The organism is Mesorhizobium sp. M0870, assembly GCF_040319775.1.
GTDB lineage: Bacteria > Pseudomonadota > Alphaproteobacteria > Rhizobiales > Rhizobiaceae > Mesorhizobium.
The window spans coordinates 83,271-97,136 of sequence record NZ_JAMYOI010000024.1; the positions used below are offsets into that span (position 1 = coordinate 83,271).

Consider the following 13,866-nt stretch of genomic DNA (forward strand, 5'->3'; position numbering starts at 1 on the left):
TCCAAATTTGACAAACATGTGCGAAATTGTAAGATAATTGTCTTTCCGTCGACGATAGGCGATGACAATGTCGATCCGCGAAGAACTGGCCAATACGACCGTGGCGTTCACCTCCGCGGAAGAGAAGATCGTCCAGGTCCTGCTCGCCGATTATCCGATGTCGGGGCTGGGCACCGCGACCCGGCTGGCACGGCGCGCCGGCGTCAGCGACCCGAGCGTGACGCGGCTGATGACCAAGCTTGGCTATGTCGGCTTTGCCGACTTCCAGGCACGCCTGCTCACCGAAGTCGAATCCAGGCTGCATTCGCCGCTTTTGATGATGGAGGCCAAGCGTCCGGGCGGCTCCAGCGAAGGCACCGCACTTGCCTATTTCCATTCGGTTTCAGACAGCCTGGAGCGCACCCGCACGGCAGTGCCGGTGCAGGCCTACACGCGCGCCGTCAACATGCTGCTGGAGAGCAAGGGCCAGGTCGTGCTGCTGGGCGGCCGGTTCAGCCGGCATATCGCCTCCATGCTGGCCGGCTACCTCCTGCAGTTCCGCTCCGGCGTGCGCGACATCGGTTCGTTGAGCCCCGCCGATTTCGACCTGTTGATCGACCTTGGCAAGCGCGACCTCCTCGTCGTGTTCGACTACCGGCGTTACCAGTCGGACGTGGTGAGCTTTGCCCAGCAGGCCAAGGAGCGCGGCGTCTCCATCCTGCTGTTCACCGATGTCTGGCTGTCGCCGATATCTGACATAGCGGACCTGACCATGGTCGCCGCGATCGACGCCAACTCGCCGTTCGACACGCTGGCGACGGCCGTTGCCCAGATGGAAACCGTGTTTGCCCACGCGCTGGAGAGCCACGGCGCCGGGGTGCGCAAGCGCATCGAGGACATCGAAAGGATCCGCAGCGCCAATGCGGTCACGCTCGATACCGCCCTGTCGTCATCGGCCGACGACGCCGCCAAATCCAAAACCACAAGGAAATAGTGTCGTTGCGCCCAGTGCAGCGATTGCAAAGCGCCGCGACGCAGAGAAGGAAGCGACAATGCCCGACAACCAGACCATCATCGATGCCGTGCAGGCTGAGATCGAGACCGATCGCGACTGGTTGATCGGCCTGACCCGCGACATGGTTCGCATCCCTTCGGTCAACCCCAAATTCGAGCCCAACCCGGCGATCAACCGCGAGGCGGATGTCCAGGCGCTGCTCGAACCGATCCTCAGGCAGGACGGGTTCAAGACCGAGCAATGGGATGCCTTGCCCGGCCGGCCCAATCTGGTCGGCGAATGGGCGGGAGACGAGGACCGCAGCCTGATCCTGTGCGGCCACATCGACGTCGTGCCGGTCGGCGCGATGAAGGACTGGTCGGTGGATCCGTTCGGCGGCGAGATCACCAATGGCCGCCTTTATGGCCGCGGCGCCGTCGACATGAAGGGCGGCGTCGCCGCTTGCGTCGCCGCAGCACATGCGATCCGCAAGGCGGGCATCACGCTGCAGGGCCGGCTGGCCATCCATTCCGTCGTCGACGAGGAAGCCGGCGGCTTCGGCGCCATGGACGCGGTGAATAAGGGCAAGCTGGCCAAGGCGGTGCTGGTCGCCGAACCGACCTGGGGCGATGTCCTGCCGGTCGAAGGCGGGCTCGAATGGGCGCGGGTGACGATCCGCGGCCGCAACGCCCATTCGGCGCTGCGCTACAACGAGATTTATCCGCAGCGCCACGACAAGGACCGGCTGGAGCCGGGCGTCAACGCCATCGAGATCGCTGCCCGCTTCATTGCCGCCGTGCGCCAGTATGAGCTGGACCGGACGCGGGCGAAATCCCATCCATTGCTGCCGCTCGGTATGAACACGATCAACATCGGCGTCATGCATGGCGGCACCGGCCTTGGCGAACACGGCCTGCCGACCGTCATGACCAACCCAGCCATCATTCCCGATGTCGCGGTGCTCGATCTCGACATGAAATTCCTGCCTGATGAGAACTCGGCCGACTACCGCCGCGATTTCGAGACGTTCGTCCACCATTTCGCCCAGACCGATGCGTGGCTGCGCGACAACCCGCCTGCGATCCAATGGGAGCTCGGCGGGCTATATTTCCCGCCGATGAACACGCCGGTCGATCATCCGCTGGTGACATCGCTGATGAAGCGCAAGGCCATGGTCGGCAAGGCGCCGCAGGCGCGCGGCTTCGTCGCCGTGTGCGATGCCGCGCACTATGCCGGCGCCGGCGTCGATGGTGTCATCTTCGGCCCGTCGGGCGACGGGTTTCACGGTTCCGACGAATATGTCGAGGTCGAATCGGTGGTCGAGACCGCCAAGGTGATCGCCGCTTCGGTCATCGACTGGTGCGGCATCCGTTAGAGCAATTCTAGGAAAAGTGTGAAGCGGTTTTCCGTCCAGAATTGCTCCAAAACAAAGAGTTAGAGCAGCTCGCCGTTTCTCTGAAACGGTGAAATGCTCTAACGCGGAGCCGCTATTCCGAAACGGTCAGGCCGGGCGTTTCAGGCGTCCGGCGACGGCGTCCCATGAAGCCTTGATCATGCCGACCAGGCCGCTCGGGTAGGCCAGCATCACGCCGATGATCAGCACCGCCGTGATCATCGGCCGCCACGCGCCGAAATCGGCCATCCATTCGGCGAAGATCGTCAGCACGAAGGAGGCGATGATGGCGCCGTAGATGGTGCTGGTGCCGCCAAGCAGCACCATCGACAGGATGATGGTCGCCAGGCTCATGCCGAAGACGTCGATCGAGGCATTGCGCTGGTAGGCGGCGTAAAAGGCACCGGCGATGCCGGTGAAGAAGGCGCTCGCGGCAAGCGTCAGCATGCGCTGGCGCACGATCGAGACGCCGCGGCTGACGGCGTATTCCTCATTGTCGCGCAAGGCGACGATACTGGCCCCGGCGCGTGAGCGCACGAACACGCGCAGGAACAGCGTGCTCGCCACCAGCAGCGCCAGCGCGATGTAGAAATAGGCTGACTTGCCGTCACGGACCATATTGTGGTCGAACACGTAAAGTCCGGGAATGCGCACCAGCCCTTGCGTGCCGCCGGTGATGGCGGACTGGCTGATGATGACCTGCATGACCAACTGCGCGAAGCCGAAAGTGACCAGGATGATGTAGATGCCCTTCAGCCGCAGGATCGGGATGGTCACAAGGATCGCCGCCAGCGTGGCGATGACACCGCTGGCAAACAGCGCGATCCACGGGTCGAATTCGGCCAGCTTGGTCAGCAGGCTGTAGGCATAGACGCCGATGCCGAACAGCGCCAGATGGCCGAAATTGAAAACGCCGCCATAGCCGAGGCTAAGATCCCAGTTCGAGGCGACGATCGCATAGATGAAGGCCATGATCAGGATGTGGCGGGCATAGGTGTCACCGAAGATCAGCGGCAGCAGCGCCAGCAGCGCGAAGCCGAGCACGAAGCCGATGGCCTCCTGCTTCCACGGCGTGCGGCCTGGAGCGATCGGGGTTGCCGCCTCGGCGTGGCCAGGCGCGATCAGCGATGTCGTGTCGGTCATGCTAGGCCTCGGGAGCGGCTGGCGAAGATGCCCTCGGGGCGCACCATCAGGGTCAGGATGAGCACGCCGAACAGCAGCGCCGGCGTCCAGTACAAGCCGAAATAATAGCTGCAGGCTGCCTCGAAGAAGCCGATCAGATAGGCGGCGAAGATCGGGCCCGATATGCTCGATATGCCGCCGAAGACGACGACGATCAGCGCCTTGAGCAGCGGGTCGCTGCCCATCACCGGCGACATGAAACGGTAGCCGCCCATGAAGATGCCGGCGAGCCCGGCGAGCGAAGCGGCGATGGCGAAGGCCAGCCCATAGAGCGCGGTGACGTTCAGCCCGACAAGGTGGCTGGCATCTTCGTTTTGCGCCACGGCGCGCAGCGCCAGCCCGAGCCGCGTGCGGTTGAGGAACATCCAAAGTGCGGTCAGGATCAGCGGCGTGATGACGATGATGGCGATCTGGTGCAGGGAGACGCCGACGCCGCCGATGGTGGTGTTGCCGGCGATCAGCGCCGGGATCTGCTTCGAGCGCGGTCCCCAGATGGTCAGCGCGCCGTTCTCGATCAGCGACCCGGCTGCCAGCGTGGTGATGACGACGACCAGCACGATGTTGGGTCGGCCGATCAGCGGCCGCACGACGCTCGCCTGCAGGATCCAGCCGACGCCGGCCATGACGACGACGGCGATGGGAAAGGCGACCGCCGCCGGCAGGCCGAGTTCGACCAGCTGCCAGGCGATGTAGGCGCCCAGCATCATGAACACGCCATGGCTGAAATTGAACACGCCGATCGTCGTCCAGACGAGAGCGAGCCCAACCGCCATCATGGCGTAGAGCGAGCCCTGGAACAGGCCGCCGAACAGGATTTCCGCCAATGCGCTCATCTTCGGATTTTCCTAATGGCCAAAATACATCGACATGATCTCGCCGTGGTCGAGGCTTTCGCCCGGCTTGATCTCGGTCGCAACGGCGCCATGGTTGACGAGGTAGAGTTGCTGCGTCAGTTCCAGCAGAAATTCGATATCCTGCTCGACGACGATCAGCGGCACGCCGCCGCGCGAAATGTCCATGACGGAGGCGCAGAGTTCGTCCTTGATCTTGGGTGCCAGCCCCAGCGTCGGCTCGTCGAGGATCAGCAGGCGCGGATGGCTCATCAGCGCGGTGCCGATCGACACCATCTGGCGCTCGCCGCCCGACAATGTGCGCACGCGCTGGCGCCAGCGTTCCGCCAGTTTCGGAAACAGCTTGATCACCTTCTCGCGGTTCTCCGCCTCATGCGGCCGGGCCCGCGGCGAATAGGCTCCGAGCGCCATGCAGTCGGCGATCGAGAGATCGGGAAACAGCCGGTTGCCTTGCGGCACATGGATCAGGCCGGCGCCGACGATGGCGCGTGCGCTGCGGCCGGCAATGTCTTGCCCGTCGAACAGGATGCGGCCGCTCTTCGGCTGCAGCAGCCCGGAGACTGCGCGCAGCAGCGTCGTCTTGCCATGGCCGTTGGGGCCGAACAGGCCGACATTGCCGAAACGGCCGGCCTCCAGCGAGATATCGTGCAGCACGGTGACGCGGCCATAGCCGGCGGTGACGCCTTCGACGCTGAGAATGGGGTTCACGCCGCCGACCTCCTCGTGCCGAGGTAGGCTTCGATGACGCGCGGATCGGCGATTACGCCTGCCGGATCGCCGGCGGCCAGGACACGGCCATTGTTGAGCACCAGCAGATGCTGCGAAAGGCTCATCAGGAAGGTCAGCACGTGCTCGATCAGAAGGATGGTGATGCCGCGCTCGGCGGTGCGGCGGATCAGGCCGATCGACGTCTCGATCTCGGGCTTGGTCAGGCTCGATGCCGGCTCGTCGAGCAAGAGCATGCGCGGCTGCATGGCAATCGCGGTGGCAAGCATCAGGCATTTGCGCTCGAACACGGATAATTCGCCGGCAAGCCGGCCGAACGACTGAGATCCCAGACCGACGAACTCCAGCGCCTCGGCGGCGGCATTGCGGGCCGTGGCCGCTGTCTTTTCCTGCTTGCCGTAACTGGCGCCGATCAGCGCGTTCTCGAACACGGTCAGCCCGTCGAAGCTGGTCTCGCGCTGAAACGTGCGGGCGAGGCCGAGGCGCGCGATGGCGTGTCCCGATTTGCCGTTTATGGCAATGCCGTCAAAGCGGATGTTGCCCCGGTCGGGGCCGAACGGGATGCCGGTGATGATGTTGAACAGCGTGCTCTTGCCGCTGCCGTTCGGGCCGGCGATACCGAAGATCTCGCCGGCCTCGACCTTGAAAGACACGCCGTCGACGGCCTTCAGCGAACCGAAGGCCTTCGACACGTCGTCCAGTTCAAGCAGGGCCATTCCCTACTTCATCCAGGGCTGGAGCTTGAAGGCGCCGGTGGCGTATTTCTCCGGAGAGATCAGCGTGCGCTGGCCGTCCCAAATCTGGAAGAAGGTGATCGGGATGTAGTCGTCGCCCTGTGTGGCAAGGTGGGTGGCGGGATCGAATTTCAGCCGCCCTTCGGCGACCTGCTTGTCGGTCTCCGACAGCGCCTTCATGATCGCCGCATGGTCGGATGCGCCGCCGACCTTCTTGACCGCGTCGAAATAGACATTGGTCATTTCGTAGAGGCCGATGCCGTAGGTGCCGCTCTCGACGCCGTATTTTGCCTTGAACTTGGCTGCCACCTCGTCGGCCCGCGGGTTCTTCGGCGTCGTCAGCGCGCCGCCGAGCAGGTTGTAGATGACACCATCCGACTTCTTGCCGGTCAGTTCGACGAATTCCGGAACGCTCGGTGCGTATTGCAGGAAGACGAGGCTCTTGGTCGGCTGCTCGAGGAACTGGTTCAGGAAGGACGCCGAATTGCCCGGCAGATAGTCGGTGTTGATGACGACGTCGGGAACGTTCTCGCGCACCTTGGCGAGGATCGAACGCCAGTCGGTCACTTCGCCGAAGGGCACGATCTCGTCGACGGTGATGGTCCAGCCCTTCTCCTTGAAGGTCTTCTTCATGCCTTCGGAGATGGTCTTCGAATAAGCGTTGTCGGACGAGATGATGGCGACCTTCTTGGTCGGCAAGGTGATCTTGCCGTCGGCCGCGAGCTTCTCGACGAACAGGGTGACGTCGGTGTTGTAGGCGTCGAAGGAAGGCGTCAGCGACCAGCAGCACATGTATTTATCGGGGCTCGGCGCGATGATGTCCCTGGTCTGCTGCGAGGTGGCCGCCAGCATGTAAGGCATTTCCGCTTCGGCCATGTTGTCGATCTCGAAATTGGTCAGGCTGGCATAGCCGGTCAGCATGAAGTGCACGCCCGGATCGCCAAGCAGGCGCTCGACCGCGCTGGTGACGTTGCCGGCGGACTGATCCTTGACGTCGCCGACCACCAGTTCGAACGTATCCCCGGCAACGCCGCCGGCTGCGTTGGCCTCGTCGATGGCCATCTGCACGCCGCGCTGGAATTCCTGGCCGTCCGCCGCGGCAGGGCCGGTCAGCGGCGCAAGCAGGCCGATCTTGACGATTTCGGCAAAGGCGGGGGCGCCTGACACGGCAAACATGCCGATCAGCGTCGTGCTCATCAGCATATGGCGGATTCGACTTGCGGCGGATTTGGGCTTCATCGTGCTGTTCCCTGTTTTCCTCCCGTTCATCGGGAGTTGGATAATTGACAATCTACGCATAATTGTTCTTATTTGAAAAGGATTTTTCAACGCAACCTAGCCGGGAAGATGGTTCCCGCAAAGGTATGGAAGCCGTGGCGCTTTGCTGCGCAACTGCATTAAAACAGGGCAATTCCCGACGGAGCGGACAATGACGATCTCGCAGAAGACCCTTGAAACCAGCCACGGCAAGATCGCTGTTCGCCAGACCGGTGGCGAAGGCACCGCTGTCATGCTGATCCACGGCAATTCATCTTCCAGCGCCGTTTTCCGCAACCAGTTGGACAGCATGTTGGGCGAGCGCTACCATCTCATCGCTCCCGACTTGCCCGGCCATGGAGCGTCCGCCGATGCGATCGATCCGGAGCGTTCCTACAGCATGGAAGGCTATGCCGACGCCATGACCGAAGTGCTCGGGCTGCTCGGCATCGACAAGGCCATCGTCTTCGGCTGGTCGCTCGGCGGCCATATCGGGCTTGAGATGATCGACCGCTTTCCCGGCCTGCTTGGCCTGATGATCACCGGCACGCCGCCCGTCTCGCCCGAGGAGGTCGGCAACGGCTTCAAGCCGAGCCCGCATATGCACCTTGCCGGGCAGGAAACCTTCACTGACGCGGATGTCCAGGCCTATGCGCGCAGCACCTGCGGCGAGCCGTTCGAGCCGTTTCTCATCGACACGGTGGCGCGCACCGATGGAAGGGCGCGGCGCCTGATGTTCGAAAAGTTCGCGGCCGGCACCGGGCGGAACCAGCGCGAGATCGTGGCCGGCAAGACGCCGCCGATCGCCGTTCTGAACGGCATCGACGAGCCATTCGTCAACACCGATTTCGTCTCCGCTGTGAAATTCTCCAATCTATGGGAAGGCAAGGCCCATCTGCTCGACAAATCCGGCCACGCGCCGTTCTGGGATTCGCCGGATCGCTTCAATCCGGTCTTCGCCCGCTTCCTGGCAAGCTTCGACAGAGCGTAGGTCCGTCGGAAAACCGGCGCCACAGACCCCGCCTTCGAGACAGGTGGGTGACAATCACGTGCACCTACCGTATATTGACATAAAGATATCCTTATGTGACATGAAAAGGCCTGTCGCCAAAGGGATAAAAAATGTCGCAGAATTCTGCATCGCTGGACGATTTGTTCGGCCCCGTCGCGGCAAAACCGGACGGCTCGGAAGTGCTTGCCGCGCTGACGGCAGCAGCACGCGAACGCATCCTCATCCTCGATGGCGCCATGGGCACGCAGATCCAGGGCCTCGGCTTTGACGAGGACCAGTTTCGCGGCGAGGCCTTCGCCGGCTGCGCCTGCCACCAGCAAGGCAACAACGATCTTCTGATCCTGACGCAGCCGAAGGCGATCGAGGAGATTCACTATCAATACGCCATCGCAGGCGCCGATATCCTCGAAACCAACACCTTCTCCTCGACCTCGATCGCCCAGGCCGATTACGGCATGGAGGATGCCGTCTACGCGCTGAACCGCGATGGCGCGCGGCTGGTGCGGCGCGCCGCTGTTCGGGCCGAGCAGCAGGACGGCAAGCGCCGCTTTGTCGCCGGTGCACTCGGGCCGACCAACCGCACCGCCTCGATGTCGCCCGACGTCAACAATCCCGGCTATCGCGCCGTGACCTTCGACGATCTGCGCCTCGCCTATGGCGAGCAGCTGCGCGGCCTGATCGACGGTGGCGCCGACATCATCCTGATAGAGACCATCTTCGACACGCTGAACGCCAAGGCGGCGATCTTTGCAGCGGAAGAGATCTTCATCGAGAAGGGCGTGCGCCTGCCGGTGATGATTTCGGGCACCATCACGGACCTCTCCGGCCGCACGCTGTCGGGCCAGACGCCGACGGCCTTCTGGCATTCGGTGCGCCACGCCAGCCCGTTCACCATCGGCCTCAACTGCGCGCTCGGCGCCAACGCCATGCGCGCGCATCTGGCCGAGATTTCAGGCGTCGCCAACACCTTCACCTGCGCCTATCCGAATGCCGGCCTGCCCAATGAATTCGGTCGGTATGACGAGAGCCCGGACTTCATGGCCGCGCAGATCGAGGAGTTTGCCCGCGAGGGACTGGTCAATGTCGTCGGCGGCTGCTGCGGTTCGACGCCCGAGCACATCCGCGCCATCGCCGAGGCGGTGAAAAAGTATCCGCCACGCGCCATTCCCGACATCGAGCGCAAGATGCGCCTGTCCGGGTTGGAGCCGTTCACGCTGACGGACGAAATTCCCTTCGTCAATGTAGGCGAGCGCACCAATGTTACCGGGTCGGCCAAGTTCAGGAAGCTGATCACGGCGGGTGACTATGTCGCCGCGCTCGACGTGGCGCGCGACCAGGTCGCCAATGGCGCGCAGATCATCGACATCAATATGGACGAAGGCCTGATCGATTCGAAGAAGGCGATGGTGGAGTATCTCAACCTGATCGCCGCCGAACCGGACATCGCCCGTGTCCCGGTCATGGTCGACAGTTCCAAATGGGAGATCATCGAGGCTGGCCTGAAATGCGTGCAGGGCAAGCCGCTGGTCAACTCCATCTCGATGAAGGAAGGCGAGGCGGCATTCCTGCATCATGCAAGGCTCGTGCGCGCTTATGGCGCCGCCGTGGTCGTCATGGCGTTCGACGAGGATGGCCAGGCCGACACCAAAGCGCGCAAGGTGGAGATATGCACCCGCGCCTACAAGCTTTTGACCGAACAGGCCGGCTTCCCGCCCGAGGACATCGTCTTCGATCCGAACGTGTTCGCCATCGCCACCGGCATCGAGGAGCACGACAATCACGGCGTCGACTTCATCGAGGCGGCGGGCGAGATCACCGCGACGCTGCCGCATGTCCACATTTCCGGCGGTGTGTCGAACCTCTCCTTCTCGTTCCGCGGCAACGAGCCGGTGCGGGAGGCCATGCATGCCGTGTTCCTCTACCATGCCATCCAGCGCGGCATGGACATGGGCATCGTCAATGCCGGTCAGCTCGCCGTCTACGATACGATCGAGCCGGCACTGCGCGAAGCCTGCGAGGATGTCGTGCTCAACCGCATGCCCAAGGCCGGCGGCACCGCCACCGAACGCATGCTGGAGATCGCCGAACGCTTCAAGGGCACGGCCGGCAAGGAAGCGCAGGAGCGCGATCTCGCCTGGCGCGAATGGACTGTCGAACAGCGGATCGGCCATGCACTGGTCAACGGCATCACCGAATTCATCGACGCCGACACTGAGGAAGCGCGGCTTGCCGCCGAGCGCCCGCTCCATGTCATCGAAGGCCCGCTGATGGCCGGCATGAACGTCGTCGGCGACCTGTTCGGCGCGGGCAAGATGTTCCTGCCGCAGGTGGTTAAGTCGGCGCGTGTGATGAAGCAGGCGGTGGCCGGGCTGCTGCCGCATATGGAGGCCGAGAAGGTGGCCAACGCCGCCAACGGCATCGACAATGGCGAACGCCAGACCGCGGGCAAGATCCTGATGGCGACGGTGAAGGGCGATGTCCACGATATTGGCAAGAACATCGTCGGCGTCGTGCTGGCCTGCAACAATTACGAGATCATCGATCTCGGCGTCATGGTGCCGGCAGCGAAAATCCTGCAGACGGCGCGCGACCAAAATGTCGACATCATCGGCCTGTCCGGCCTGATCACGCCATCCCTCGATGAAATGGTGCACATGGCCGCCGAGATGGAGCGTGAAGGCTTCGACATTCCGCTGCTGATCGGCGGCGCGACGACCAGCCGCGTGCACACGGCGGTGAAGATCCACCCGCGCTACAGCAAGGGGCAGACGGTCTACGTCACCGACGCCAGCCGGGCGGTCGGCGTCGTGTCGTCCTTGCTGTCGAACGAGAGCAAGGGCGGCTATGTCGACACGGTGCGCACCGAATACAAGAAGGTCGCGGATGCACATGCCCGCTCCGAAGCCGACAAGCAACGGCTGCCGCTGGCCAAGGCGAGGGCCAATGCGCACCGGATCGACTGGTCTGCCTACGAGCCGCCGAAGCCGTCTTTTACCGGCGTCAAGGTGTTCGAGAACTGGGATCTCACCGAACTCGCGCGCTACATCGATTGGACGCCGTTCTTCCAGACCTGGGAGCTGAAGGGCCGTTATCCCAAAATTCTCGAAGACGAGGCGCAAGGCGCCGCCGCGCGCCAGCTGTTCGAGGATGCGCAGGCGATGCTGAAAAAGATCATCGCCGAAAAATGGTTCGCCCCGCGCGGCGTCATCGGCTTCTGGCCGGCCAATGCCGTCGGCGACGACATCAGGCTGTTCACGGACGAAAAGCGGTCGCAGGAACTGGCGACCTTCTTTACCTTGCGCCAGCAACTGACCAAGCGCGACGGCAAGGCCAATGTCGCGCTGTCGGATTTTGTCGCGCCGGCCGACAGCGGAAAGCCCGACTACATCGGCGGCTTCATCGTCACCGCCGGCATCGAGGAGGTGGCGATCGCCGAACGGTTCGAGCGGGCGAACGACGACTATTCGTCGATCATGGTCAAGGCGCTGGCGGACCGCTTCGCCGAAGCCTTTGCCGAGCGCATGCACGAGAAGGTGCGCAAGGAATTCTGGGGTTATACTCCCGACGAAGCCTTGGCGCCCGACGAGCTGATCGGCGAACCTTACCGCGGCATCCGTCCGGCGCCCGGCTATCCGGCGCAGCCGGATCACACCGAGAAGGCGACGCTGTTCCGGCTGCTTGACGGTGAGGGCAATGCGGGCGTGAGCCTGACCGAAAGCTATGCGATGTGGCCGGGCTCGTCCGTGTCGGGGATCTATCTGTCGCATCCCGAAAGCTACTATTTCGGCGTCGCCAAGGTCGAACGCGACCAGGTCGAAGATTATGCACGCCGCAAGGCAATGCCCTTGGCCGAGGTCGAGCGCTGGCTTGGCCCCATCCTCAACTACGTGCCGGCACACTACGCCGAGGCGGCTGAATAGCGACGGCATGCCCTCAACAGAATTTGCGCGGGTTCCCGGCTTGTGATCCATGGCGCGGCGGTTACACCTTCGCGGGCAGTCGCCTTTGCAGTTGGAGCGCCGAATGACCTTACTCACACGCCGCAGGCTTTTGAAAACGGCAGCGATAGCGGGCGGGGTCGGGCTTTCGGCCATGGGTCGGCTTGGCGGCTTGGCAGCTGCCACAACTGAGCCGGTGGTTTTGCAGACGGCAAAGATCCAGGCGAAGCTGATGGATGTCGGCCAGACCAGGGATGTGCTGACCTATGGTAACGCCGGAATGCCGCCCGTGCTCAGAATGAAAAAGGGCGAGCCCTTCGCTGCACGCCTTGTCAACGCGATCGACGATCCGACGACTATCCACTGGCACGGCATTCGCGTTCCAAACAAGATGGACGGCGTGCCGTTCCTGGTCCAGCCCTACGTCTATACCGGCGATCATTTCGACTACGCCTTCACGCCGCCCGACGCCGGCACCTTCTGGTACCACCCGCATTGCAACACACTGGAGCAGATGGGCCATGGCCTGACCGGCGTGATCGTGGTCGAGAATCCCAACGACCCGAAATTCGATGCCGAAATCGTCCTCAACCTGCGCGACTGGCGCCTCGGCGACGACGGTCAGTTCATCGACCAGTTCCGGCCGCGCGATGCCGCGAGAACCGGCACTTACGGCACGGTGCGCACCGCCAATTGGCTGGATCAGCCGCAATATGACGCGCCGGCGGGAGGGCTGGTGCGGCTCAGGGTCGCCATCACCGACGTCACGCGCATCTACGCTTTTCGCGTCGACGGTGCGGAGGCGAGTGTCATGGCGCTCGACGGCAATCCGGTGCCTGAACGTTTTTCGCCCGATGCCTTGCTGCTTGGACCCGGCCAGCGCATGGAGCTGGCCATACGCATGCCCGACGAGGAAGGTGCGATCGTCAGCTTGAGGGACGTCAGGGGTACCAAGCCAAAAATCCTGGCGACCCTGCGTGCGACTGGAAACTCGCTCAAACGGGACATTCGCGATCTCGCGCCGCTGGAGCTCAATCCGGTGGCGGAAGTGGATCTCGCCAGCGCCAGGCATATTTCCCTGGCACTGAGCGCCACGGCGGAAAACGTCCCGAGCGATGGCATCTGCGGTTCGCTTGGCTACAGTTTCTGGGCCATCAACAAAGTGCCGTGGCCCGGCGACACCAAGGATCCGACCGCGCCTCTGGCCGAACTGAAGCTTGGCCAAAGCTACGTCATCGACATGGAGAACCTGACGCCGCAATCCCATCCGATGCATCTGCACGGCATGAGCTTCAAGGTGCTGTCATCCTCGACGCGCCAGGTTCAGCCTGCGATTTCCGACACCTATCTCATCCAGCCCAACGAGAAGGTTCAGCTCGGCTTCGTCGCCGACAATCCCGGCGATTGGCTGCTGCACTGCCATATCATCGAGCACCAGAAATCGGGAATGACGAGCTATGTCAGGGTGGTGTGAAGCCGCGTCAGCCTGCGCGTAGCGTCTGTGCCGTCATTTGCGCAACTGCGCCTCGATCTCGTCCAGCACCTTGTCCTTGCCGATGCCGGTGAGGAAGGCGAGGCCCTTGATCACCGGCTTGGTCACCGAAGCGGAGATCGGTGTGGTTGCGACGATGAAGTCGACATTGTCGGCCAGTCCAGGCACTTCGGTGGCCTTTGCCTGCTGGGCGTTGAAGGTGAGGCCGCGTTTCTTCATTTCCTCGGTGACGGCGACATTGACCGCGGTCGAGGTGGCGATGCCCGTGCCGCAGGCAAAGAGAATGGTTTTCTGTCTGGACATCTCTG

Annotated in this window: 11 protein-coding genes; 5 read left to right on the top strand and 6 right to left on the bottom strand. The window is 63.1% G+C overall.

Annotated elements, in window-relative coordinates; translation table 11 throughout:
• Window positions 1-67: 67 nt before the first annotated feature.
• Together NKH97_RS24905 and NKH97_RS24910 are read left to right on the top strand one after the other, a co-directional pair.
• Window positions 68-973 (top strand): MurR/RpiR family transcriptional regulator, encoded by a 906-nt coding sequence (locus tag NKH97_RS24905; RefSeq protein WP_352752590.1) that lies wholly within the window; start codon window positions 68-70, stop codon window positions 971-973.
• 58 nt (window positions 974-1,031) lie between these two features.
• The gene (locus NKH97_RS24910) at window positions 1,032-2,348 is read left to right on the top strand and encodes a M20 family metallopeptidase (protein ID WP_128302675.1); all 1,317 of its coding nucleotides are present in this window, start codon (window positions 1,032-1,034) and stop codon (window positions 2,346-2,348) included.
• A 126-nt stretch (window positions 2,349-2,474) separates the two neighbouring features.
• Here the strand turns inward: NKH97_RS24910 and NKH97_RS24915 are convergent, their stop codons facing one another.
• Genes NKH97_RS24915 through NKH97_RS24935 form a run of 5 tightly spaced genes read right to left on the bottom strand, consistent with a single transcriptional unit; the run spans window position 2,475 to window position 7,098 of the window.
• The gene (locus NKH97_RS24915) at window positions 2,475-3,509 is read right to left on the bottom strand and encodes a branched-chain amino acid ABC transporter permease (RefSeq protein ID WP_352798986.1); all 1,035 of its coding nucleotides are present in this window, start codon (window positions 3,507-3,509) and stop codon (window positions 2,475-2,477) included.
• The gene (locus NKH97_RS24920) at window positions 3,506-4,381 is read right to left on the bottom strand and encodes a branched-chain amino acid ABC transporter permease (RefSeq protein ID WP_352441064.1); all 876 of its coding nucleotides are present in this window, start codon (window positions 4,379-4,381) and stop codon (window positions 3,506-3,508) included. Before NKH97_RS24920 ends, NKH97_RS24915 begins: the two co-directional genes overlap by 4 nt.
• A 12-nt stretch (window positions 4,382-4,393) precedes the next feature.
• On the bottom strand, window positions 4,394-5,107 hold the full coding sequence (locus NKH97_RS24925; protein ID WP_127269236.1) for an ABC transporter ATP-binding protein: 714 nt from the start codon (window positions 5,105-5,107) through the stop codon (window positions 4,394-4,396).
• On the bottom strand, window positions 5,104-5,841 hold the full coding sequence (locus tag NKH97_RS24930) for an ABC transporter ATP-binding protein (RefSeq protein WP_352441062.1): 738 nt from the start codon (window positions 5,839-5,841) through the stop codon (window positions 5,104-5,106). The genes NKH97_RS24925 and NKH97_RS24930 overlap by 4 nt, the downstream gene beginning before the upstream one ends.
• Before the next feature lie 3 nt (window positions 5,842-5,844).
• Window positions 5,845-7,098, bottom strand: coding sequence for an ABC transporter substrate-binding protein (locus NKH97_RS24935; RefSeq protein ID WP_352441061.1), 1,254 nt, complete (start codon window positions 7,096-7,098; stop codon window positions 5,845-5,847).
• A gap of 190 nt (window positions 7,099-7,288) precedes the next feature.
• Here NKH97_RS24935 and NKH97_RS24940 point away from each other — a divergent pair, with 190 nt between their 5' ends.
• From NKH97_RS24940 to NKH97_RS24950, 3 genes are all read left to right on the top strand, one after another.
• Complete coding sequence (locus tag NKH97_RS24940; RefSeq protein ID WP_352441060.1) at window positions 7,289-8,107, top strand: alpha/beta fold hydrolase; 819 nt, start codon at window positions 7,289-7,291, stop codon at window positions 8,105-8,107.
• Window positions 8,108-8,238: 131 nt separating this feature from the next.
• On the top strand, window positions 8,239-12,048 hold the full coding sequence (gene metH / locus NKH97_RS24945) for a methionine synthase (RefSeq protein WP_352798989.1): 3,810 nt from the start codon (window positions 8,239-8,241) through the stop codon (window positions 12,046-12,048).
• A gap of 103 nt (window positions 12,049-12,151) precedes the next feature.
• Entirely contained in the window at window positions 12,152-13,540 is a 1,389-nt protein-coding gene (locus tag NKH97_RS24950; protein WP_352798990.1) for a multicopper oxidase family protein, read from the top strand.
• Window positions 13,541-13,573: 33 nt separating this feature from the next.
• Here the strand turns inward: NKH97_RS24950 and NKH97_RS24955 are convergent, their stop codons facing one another.
• Entirely contained in the window at window positions 13,574-13,861 is a 288-nt protein-coding gene (locus NKH97_RS24955) for a PTS sugar transporter subunit IIB (protein ID WP_023809203.1), read from the bottom strand.
• Between the last annotated feature and the right edge of the window lie 5 nt (window positions 13,862-13,866).